The following is a 6,898-nucleotide window of genomic DNA, read 5'->3' on the forward strand; positions in this document are numbered from 1 at the left end:
AATGAGAAATGGGAACAACAAAAAGAATATATAAAAGAGCAGCTTTCAAAAAAAGAAACTGGTGAAATCTATGGAAAACGTAAAATTGATGTGGAACCAGTCTTCGGATTTTTGAAGGCTAATTTGCGTTTCACTCGGATGTCCGTAAGGGGCAAAGAGAAAGTAGTAAATGAATTAGGGTTTGCATTCATGGCGGTAAACCTGAGAAAGTTTACCGCCAGAATACCTAATTTACCAATGAATATTGAAAACAAACCAATAAAAAATGGTTCCAAGCACCAGTTTTTAGATGATTGGAACCATTTTTATTTATTTTTGGCTAGTTATGTCCCAGCCTCTATTTTAATTTATTGATATTTTTTATTTTCATCTGAAAGAATAATATACCGTAGCTAATAGAATGTTAATATTACTTTTCCATGACAGAGTTATATACGCACCTCTAGTTGAATAGATATGAATTAGTAAAGTCTGTACAAAAGAGGTGTGTTCATGTGGGAATGCTAGAAACTGCAAAGACAAGATCCAATTATTTTATTCATATTAATTTGTACTACTTTATTAAGAGACTACTAGATGTTGTAATTAGTGTGGTGTTGGTTGTTGTTCTGTCACCGTTATTTTTGTTTGTTTCTTATTACATTGGTAAGAAAGAAGGAAAGCCTATTTTCAATCGTGAGCTTCGAGTAGGTAAAAATAATCGCACCTTTATGATGTTGTCATTTCGTACAATGACAAGTGCATCTAGAGTAATTCGCCAGTTTCCCCCTGTTCCATTTCCAAGTTCATGGGAAAGAGGGGTACCAGATTTTTTTAAGATAACTAGAGATGAGCATGTAACATTTACCGAAACGGGATTATGGTTGAAAAAATATCATTTGGATAAACTACCACAATTACTAAATGTGATAAAGGGGGATATGAGCTTAGTAGGGCCAAGCCCAGAGGTGCCTGAAATAGCGGAATACTATAATAAGCGTCAACTTAATAGACTAAAGGTTCGACCTGGTCTAACCGGCTATGCTCAAATTAAAGGTATCGATAATGAACGCCATGGACAAAAGATTATTTATGACCTATATTACACACAGAACTGCTCCTATAAATTAGATCTAAAAATAGTATTTCGCACTATTCTACAACTATATCAAAAAAAATAGCTCTGGATTACCCTGGTTTCATTCCTGTGACCAGGTTTTTTACTGTTTCTTTTATTGTTCATTTATATTCATATGTTTTAATATAGAATTAAGTTTTATGAGTGAATGGATTTATAATGAGGGGGATGGGTTATTTGGTTATTCTATTTTCAGCTAAATTATCTGAAAAACATCAGCATACACTTCGGCTGAAATATCCGCAACAAGAATTTGTTTTTTGTGAGGATATAGTGGAGGCGGAGAAATTCTTAGAACAAGCTACTGTTCTTGTCACATATGGTGAGGATATTAACGAAGAGACTATTGAAAAAGCAGCTAGATTAAAGTGGATTATGGTTCTCTCTGCTGGAGTAGAGCGATTACCATTCCCAGCTATTGAGGCGAGAGATATCCTTGTAACTAACGCTAAAGGAATTCATAAAATACAAATGGCGGAATATACCATTTCAATGCTGTTACAGGTGTATCGAAGTGAAAGAGAATTAATAGAGAACGAAAAACAAGCTAAATGGGCAAAGGTTTCTTTACAAGAAATTACTGGGAAAACGATGTTAGTGCTAGGTACAGGAGCAATTGGTCAGGAAGTTGCGAGACTCGCCAAAGCCTTTCGGATGAAAACGATTGGAATTTCTCGTAGCGGATGCCATGTAGACTTCTTTGATGAGGTCTACCAGCTAAATTCTTTGAACGAGAAGCTACCAGAAGCGGATTTTGTTGTATCGGTTTTACCAAGTACAAAAGAAACAAAGTATCTTTTGAATGAGGGGCACTTTACACGAATGAAAGATAGCGCAGTGTTTGTGAACATTGGTAGAGGAGATATTGTCGCTTCTGATACAATTTTAAACGCTGTTCGAGAAAAAGAAATTGCTCATGCAATACTAGATGTTTTCGAACAAGAGCCACTTCCTGCAGAACATCCTTTATGGAAGGAACCAAATATTACGGTAACACCACATATTTCCGGTAAATCACCTGAATATTTACCGCGGGCATTAGCAATATTTGAAGAAAACCTAGACAATTTTAAAAGCAAAGCGTCAAATTATAGAAATATCATTAATACAACTAGGGGGTATTAGAAATGGCTAGGATATATACACGATCTGGTGATAAAGGAACAACATCACTAGTATATGGAAAGCGCGTCCCCAAAAATCACCTGCGTGTTGAAGCGTATGGGACCTGTGATGAGGCAAATTCTATGATAGGGCTTGCAACAAGCTTAATCGAGCTAGAGGACTGGGAGGGAAAAGCAGCTTTTCTTGATCAAATGCATCGTGTTCAAACAATACTTTTCCATGTTGGTGCAGAGCTTGCTACACCTACTGATAAAGAGGTATATTGGAAACTTACTAAAAAGCACATTGATGAACTAGAAGAACAAATAGATGAGTGGGATCAGGAATTAGAGCCCCTGAAGCAGTTTATTCTACCCTCAGGAAACCGACCTTCTAGTGCCCTTCATGTAGCTAGAACCGTAATAAGAAGAGCCGAACGCTTAACAGTTGGTCTTGGGGAGGAAATCCAGAATCCCTTCGTAGTGAGTTATTTAAATAGATTATCGGATTTTCTATTTGTTGCTGCAAGGTATATCAATAAAGTATTAGGAGGTCAAGAATTACCTCTACATACGGATGTATAAACGAATAAAATCACTTTGTAACATATTAATATAAAGAAGATAACCCTCGCTTAGTCGGAGGCGTTATAATATTCGTCTTTTTAAAATATACTAGGATTGACAAAAAACGTTTGGAAAGCGTACACTATTTATAAAGATTATTATTTAATAAAATCGATAGTTAAAGGAATACTACATGAAAGCGAGGTGCATGGCGTGTCTGAAGAAAAACTTCAACGGGCAATTAATACACTAAAAGAGTCAGGTGTCCGAATTACACCACAACGTCATGCGGTGCTTGATTATCTTCTTAACTCCATGATTCACCCAACAGCAGATGATATCTATAAAGCGCTTGAAGGAAAATTTCCCAACATGAGTGTGGCAACAGTTTATAATAATTTGCGAGTATTACGTGAAAATGGACTAGTTCGTGAATTAACATATGGCGATTCCTCTAGTCGGTTTGAATGTAATTTAAGTGATCACTACCATATAATTTGTGAGTCATGCGGTAAAATTGTTGACTTTCATTATCCGTCCTTAGATGAGGTAGAAGCATTAGCTCAAAGAGTTACTGGTTTTACCGTTAGCCATCACCGGATGGAAGTGTATGGAATTTGTGAAGAATGCCAACAGCAAAAAACGGTGGAACACTAGTTGGAAGCCCTGTTACCAATGTAGCAGGGCTTATTTTAATTGAACAGGAAGCCATTCCTTAACGCTATTTATAAACCAAATCCTCTGACATTGATTAAGCTCTTTTATTGAAATGGTTCTTTCATGAATTTCCTCTTTTTGTAGAAGCATTTCCCTGTACGTTCCCGCTAACAAACCGCATTCTACAGGTGGCGTGTAAAGTGTCCCATTCATTTCAACTACAACATTTCCTTTAGTAAACTCAGTTATTTCCTGATTCTCATTCCATAATAAAACATCAAATAGATCCGGTTCGAACAATTCCTCATAGATGTCTCTTTTCGTTGTTTTATGGTAATGAAAGATATCCAATTTATTTATAGGACGAGATGCCAACGTCACGATTGGTTTGCCTTCTATCATATTTTCTTCTGTTACTTCTAGAGAAGTTAATCCGTCCCTCCCTAGTAGAACTCTTACTTTCCATTTTCCTTTAGAGTAGAGGAGAGCAATCTCATCAAGTTTTTTACGTAATTTGTTTAAATGAAATGAAAAAGAAAAGTAATTTGCTGATTTGCTTAATCTATTTAAGTGATTTTCCAATACGATATATTCCCCAGCTATAAGTCCAATTGTTTCGATAAGTTGAAAAGACTGCTGCCCCTTCGAAAGAACCTTTGCTTTCGTTAAAACCTCTTCATATTCATCTTCTTTATTGGAGTCCCATGTGATACCTCCGCCAACACCGTAGGTTGCCTTTCCATCGGAATCGAGGACGACTGTACGAATAGGCACATTAAAAATGGCTTCATTTTCTGGTGTGATATACCCAATTGCACCACAATAAACCTCTCGAGGCGTATTCTCTAATTCCTTTATAATCTTCATCGTACTAATTTTTGGTGCACCAGTAATTGATCCACATGGAAAAAGTGCCTGAAGAACTTCCAAGATTCCTTTCTTTGAATCTATTTCCGCTTCAACAGTGGAGGTCATTTGATAAACAGTCGGATATGCCTCGATAGAAAAAAGCTTTGGAACCTTTACAGTTCCTGGTTTTGCGATCCTACCTAAATCATTACGAAGCAGATCCACTATCATGACGTTTTCGGCTCGATTTTTCTCCGAATGGAAAAGCCAATCAGCATTAGCTTTATCATCTTTAGGATTATCTCCTCTACTAATTGTCCCTTTCATAGGTCTTGTAATAACCTTTCCTTTTTTTAGGTGAAAGAACAATTCTGGTGAAGCAGATATAATTTTATAGTGACCAATATCTAGATATACACCATAGTTTGTGGATTGCGAATGGATTAACTGCTGATAATAGGCAATTGGATCACCATGAAATTGAGCATTCATTCTAATTGTGTAATTCACTTGATAGGAATCCCCTACACGTATGTAATCCTTAATGGACTGTATAGATTTCTGATATTGATTAATGTCTGTATCTGATTCCCAATTACTTGTATAAAAAGATCCTTTTGGAGAGAGTTCTTCGTTACTGACATTATTATAAATACCAAACCAAAGAAGTGGCATTTTATGATTAGGATGTACGTCCATGTGAGGATTAAAAGCTGGTCCTGCTTCATAAGAAATAAAGCCTGCTGCGTAATAACCATTCATAATAGCCTGCTGTACTTCTAATAGAGATGGAAGAACCTGTTCAATTTTTGTTGCTGCAATTATTTTAATAGGATTTTTAAATGTTATCGGCTTTCTATAAAAGTCAAAGTGTAGAAAAGGATTAGTCATTTGATTGAACTCCTTTTTTGATTAGGAAAAAGTTATGTAAAAGTTGCATGCCGCCCTTGGATAAAATTGATTCTGGATGACCTTGAATACCTTCGATTTGCAGATCTTTGTGTCTTAAAGCAGCAATTTCACCTGTTTCTGTGACAGCACTTATTTCAAGGCATTCGGGTAAGCTGTCACTTTCTACCATTAAAGAATGGTAACGTGTTATCGGTAATGGATTTTCTAAATTCAAGAAAATTCCTCTCCCATCATGATTGATATAGGAAATCTTACCATGTGTGGGTTCCTTTGCGCTGATAATTTTTCCACCAAATGCTTGTGCAATAATTTGATGTCCCAAGCAAACTCCTAAGATAGGGAATTGCTTATGCAGTTTATTAACCACCTCTAAACAAACACCAGCATGATTTGGATTACCTGGTCCTGGTGAAAGAAGAATATGGGATGGATGTAGCTGTAAAATATCTGATACAGAAATTTCATCATTCTTCTTAACTTCTACTTCCAGGCCAAGCTCATAGATATATTGTACTAGATTAAAGGTAAATGAATCATAATTATCAATGACTAAAATCATTATGCTAACCCCATTCTCAGATATGGTCTGTAACAATAACGTTCACAATAGGTCTTGGATTAATAGCTATTTATGCAAGGGAAAATAGCAAAAGAGCATCTACCATAAGGCAGATGCTCTTTACTTGTTGGATTGTTTTTTCTTTAGCTCTCTACGGTATTTTCTTGAATTATATTTCTCATCAAATTCTTTTCCTTCAAGCTCTTTATCAAGAGTTAAGGGTTGTTTACAGTGCATGCATGCATCAACGCGACCCAGCATTTTTGTTGGTTTATTACATGACGGGCAAACAATGGGGATTGCTTTTGTAGAAAGCATCCCAATCCAAAAATAAACAACTGTACTTAGTACAATGGATATAACCCCGAGAATAAAGAATAGAACCATTACCCATTCGAATTTTTTAAGTAGTAAGCCAACATACATTAAAAGAATCCCGGCAAAAACTAAGATTAAGGCAAAAGAACGTATTTTGTTAATTTTACTTGAATAAACGAGTTGAGCCATTCTTATGTATCCTCCTTATACTTTCATGCATAGTATAGCATAATCTAGACAATCGATAGAATTGTTTTCACTAAAATGTACAAAATGACACCGAAGACCGGTCTAATAGAAGAAGTCTAATGGACAGAGAATCGTGAAAGCCCGGAATACAGTCTAATATAACGAGTCTAATGGACAGAGAATCGCAGAAACCCGGGAGTCCAGTCTAATAGAACAGTCAAATAGATAATGTGGAACATATTAGGCTATTAAATACCGACGTACAATAAAGTAAAATATCCATTGACTAACTGATTTCATCGTGGTAAAGTTGTACTTGCTGTTCTGAGAACGGCAGATTTATTTAACGACATTAAGTAGAATTTTTATTGAAAAATAATGTTGACATTAACGGTATATCCATGATATATTTAGTAGGTCGCTGATTAAGACGCCAAAAACTTTTAAAGAAATAAATTTTAAAAAGTTGTTGACATAATCAGGATGATGTGGTAACATTTTAAGAGTTGTCACTTAAAAAGACAACATCGATTTTGCTCCTTGAAAACTGAACAAAACAACCAGTATGTAAGGAAAAAACATACCCTGTTTTTTCTATTAATAATCTAAAAGCTAGCGTGCTTTTAG

8 protein-coding genes are annotated in these 6,898 nt (G+C 35.7%); 5 read left to right on the forward strand and 3 right to left on the reverse strand.

Annotation, left to right across the window (positions count from 1 at the left end):
* The 5 genes from HNR27_RS17940 to perR all read left to right on the forward strand — a co-directional run.
* A partial coding sequence (locus HNR27_RS17940) for a transposase (protein WP_429340698.1) occupies positions 1-354 on the forward strand: 354 nt, incomplete at its 5' end.
* Between the two features lie 146 nt (positions 355-500).
* Positions 501-1,160: a sugar transferase gene (locus HNR27_RS17945; protein ID WP_429340702.1), complete on the forward strand. Its 660-nt coding sequence runs from the start codon at positions 501-503 to the stop codon at positions 1,158-1,160.
* 125 nt (positions 1,161-1,285) lie between these two features.
* Complete coding sequence (locus HNR27_RS17950) at positions 1,286-2,242, forward strand: D-2-hydroxyacid dehydrogenase (RefSeq protein ID WP_429340699.1); 957 nt, start codon at positions 1,286-1,288, stop codon at positions 2,240-2,242.
* 2 nt (positions 2,243-2,244) lie between these two features.
* Positions 2,245-2,805 (forward strand): cob(I)yrinic acid a,c-diamide adenosyltransferase, encoded by a 561-nt coding sequence (locus HNR27_RS17955; protein WP_212921317.1) that lies wholly within the window; start codon positions 2,245-2,247, stop codon positions 2,803-2,805.
* A gap of 195 nt (positions 2,806-3,000) precedes the next feature.
* Positions 3,001-3,444, forward strand: a complete 444-nt coding sequence (gene perR / locus HNR27_RS17960) for a peroxide-responsive transcriptional repressor PerR (protein ID WP_212921316.1) — start codon at positions 3,001-3,003, stop codon at positions 3,442-3,444.
* Between the two features lie 30 nt (positions 3,445-3,474).
* Here perR and pabB read toward each other — a convergent pair whose 3' ends face one another.
* The 3 genes from pabB to HNR27_RS17975 form a co-directional block, all read right to left on the reverse strand.
* Entirely contained in the window at positions 3,475-5,184 is a 1,710-nt protein-coding gene (gene pabB / locus HNR27_RS17965) for an aminodeoxychorismate synthase component I (protein ID WP_429340700.1), read from the reverse strand.
* Positions 5,177-5,764, reverse strand: a complete 588-nt coding sequence (locus tag HNR27_RS17970) for an anthranilate synthase component II (RefSeq protein WP_212921314.1) — start codon at positions 5,762-5,764, stop codon at positions 5,177-5,179. The genes pabB and HNR27_RS17970 overlap by 8 nt, the downstream gene beginning before the upstream one ends.
* A gap of 120 nt (positions 5,765-5,884) precedes the next feature.
* Positions 5,885-6,271, reverse strand: coding sequence for a YgzB family protein (locus tag HNR27_RS17975; protein WP_429340701.1), 387 nt, complete (start codon positions 6,269-6,271; stop codon positions 5,885-5,887).
* Between the last annotated feature and the right edge of the window lie 627 nt (positions 6,272-6,898).

It is taken from the genome of Ornithinibacillus bavariensis (assembly GCF_050433565.1).
Taxonomy (GTDB): domain Bacteria; phylum Bacillota; class Bacilli; order Bacillales; family Amphibacillaceae; genus Ornithinibacillus; species Ornithinibacillus bavariensis.

What these genes read in the sequence shown, in the direction of transcription:
- HNR27_RS17945 (WP_429340702.1), top strand. Translation starts at nt 501, where the DNA reads ATGCTAGAAACTGCAAAGACAAGATCCAATTATTTTATTCATATTAAT.
- pabB (WP_429340700.1), bottom strand. Translation starts at nt 5,184, where the DNA reads ATGACTAATCCTTTTCTACACTTTGACTTTTATAGAAAGCCGATAACA.
- HNR27_RS17950 (WP_429340699.1), top strand. Translation starts at nt 1,286, where the DNA reads ATGGGTTATTTGGTTATTCTATTTTCAGCTAAATTATCTGAAAAACAT.
- HNR27_RS17975 (WP_429340701.1), bottom strand. Translation starts at nt 6,271, where the DNA reads ATGGCTCAACTCGTTTATTCAAGTAAAATTAACAAAATACGTTCTTTT.
- HNR27_RS17970 (WP_212921314.1), bottom strand. Translation starts at nt 5,764, where the DNA reads ATGATTTTAGTCATTGATAATTATGATTCATTTACCTTTAATCTAGTA.
- HNR27_RS17955 (WP_212921317.1), top strand. Translation starts at nt 2,245, where the DNA reads ATGGCTAGGATATATACACGATCTGGTGATAAAGGAACAACATCACTA.